2 protein-coding genes are annotated in these 1,833 nt (G+C 63.2%); both read right to left on the bottom strand.

Going from position 1 to position 1,833, the window contains the following annotated elements; genetic code table 11:
* On the bottom strand, nt 1-232 hold a 232-nt coding region (locus tag G3N98_RS39180), incomplete at its 3' end, for a hypothetical protein (protein WP_206151114.1).
* Nucleotides 233-736: 504 nt separating this feature from the next.
* On the bottom strand, nt 737-1,600 hold the full coding sequence (locus G3N98_RS39185) for an alpha/beta fold hydrolase (protein ID WP_206151115.1): 864 nt from the start codon (nt 1,598-1,600) through the stop codon (nt 737-739).
* Between the last annotated feature and the right edge of the window lie 233 nt (nt 1,601-1,833).

The following is a 1,833-nucleotide window of genomic DNA, read 5'->3' on the forward strand; positions in this document are numbered from 1 at the left end:
CGGCGCCATGCGGCGCGCCATCCAGCCAGGCGCCGAGGAATTCGAGCGCTTCGCCCATCAGCTCCAGGTGCGGCGCGGGCGCGGCGTCCGGATTGCGGCGCACGCGCATCGTATTCCTGACGATCGTGCGGGCCGGCGCGAGATCGAATTCGAGCGCGACGGAATCGATGAGGAAGGCCGGCGGCGTGTAGTCGGCGCGGCGGATCACGGTTTGGGCGATGTTTTCAGCCATGGTCATGCTTCAGGAAAGGGTTTCTCGCTCTGACATTGCTCGCATCGGCTTGGGCTGATGCGCCAGGAACGATCAAGCGGTCATCGCGAAATCGCGACGCCTGATCGGACCTTCACGCACCTGAAGATCGCGCCGCGCGCGAAACGCACTCGCGCCGTGCTCGCACATTCGATGCGTGTTCCGAATTGCTTAAGACGATTCAGAACGGCCATTGGACCAGTCGCATTCAATTGGAAATTCGGATTCGCAACCGCCATTCCATTGACTGAAACTATTAAATGCCGCAGACGGCCCCTTCACAAACCCAAACGCCCCTACAGCCGTGCGCAGTTACCCCGAGCTGCCGCCAGACACAAAAAACCGGCTCGGAAGCCGGGCCATAGTGTCGTCGGGCGCCCTCATGCCCGCGGCACGATCCGCATGCTTTGAAGCCAGGTTTCGTACGGCACGATGTATCGCTGGTGGGCTTGGATGTCCGCCGTCGGCATGGCGGCGCGCTCCGGCTCAAACACGGCGGAAGTCAAGCGCGTCGGCGCTGTCTTCGGCCAGAAATGCCACCACCATCGCGTTGAATTCGTCAGCGCGCTCCCACTGCACCCAGTGACCGGTCTTGCTGAACAGATGCACGTCGCAGTTCGGCATGCGCCGCTGCAGCGAGCGGGCACCGCTCGGTCGATTGACCTTGTCCTCCGTTCCCCACAACACGAGCGTCGGGTTTTGCACGCCGGCCAGACGCGGATCGCGCGTGAAGTCGAGTTTCCTGAATTGCGGAATGCCCTTGGGGCCGAGCAATGGCGGGCTGGCGACGACCTCCGGGTCGATGCTGGACTGAAAGCGCTCCTGGAGCGTCGCATCGGATACAAGGCTGCCGTCGTAGACAAGGTCGCCCCGGATGAACGTCGCAAGCTTTTGCAATGTCGGGCCTTCGCCCTTGTAGTAATTCAGCAGGCGCTTGAGGCCGGGCGTCGGCAACCCACGCGTCGTGTCCACGCCGCCGGGCCCCATCAGCACGAGACGGCCGACCGCTGCCGGCCGCTCGATCACCATGCGCAACGCGCAGGCGCCACCCAGCGAGTTGCCGAGGATGTGCGCGCGCTCGATACGCAGCGCATCGAGCATCCCGAGCATGCTCGCGGCCAGGTCGCCGAACGGGTCACCGCGATCCAGGCCCTTCGTCGATTTGCCATAGCCGGGCATGTCGGGCACGACGACCCGGTGGACGCACGCGAGCGCACCGACATTGCGCGCGTAATTGGACATGCCGGAAGCGCCGGGACCGCAGCCGTGGGGCATGAGCACCACCGGGCCCTCGCCCGCTTCGGTAAAGGAAATGGTTCGCGCACCGACTCGAACGGTGCGTTGAGTCATTGCGTGAGTCATGAACGGGGCATTCACGGCGGAGTCGCTCCAGACGGTTGATCAGGCTTGCTTGTTTTAATAATGAGATATTTGTCATCATGACAATATACTCGTCTTCACCTAGCCAGCCGGAGCGTCTGTTGCGTCGCCGTATAATTCCCGCCATGAATGAAACGACCGTTGACCATCGGACCCGCGTCGCGGCGGAGCGACGCGAACGCATGCGCGCCCGCCTGATCGAA

Origin of the sequence: Burkholderia sp. Tr-20390 (assembly GCF_017104595.1) — a bacterium.
Classification (GTDB): Bacteria; Pseudomonadota; Gammaproteobacteria; order Burkholderiales; family Burkholderiaceae; genus Burkholderia.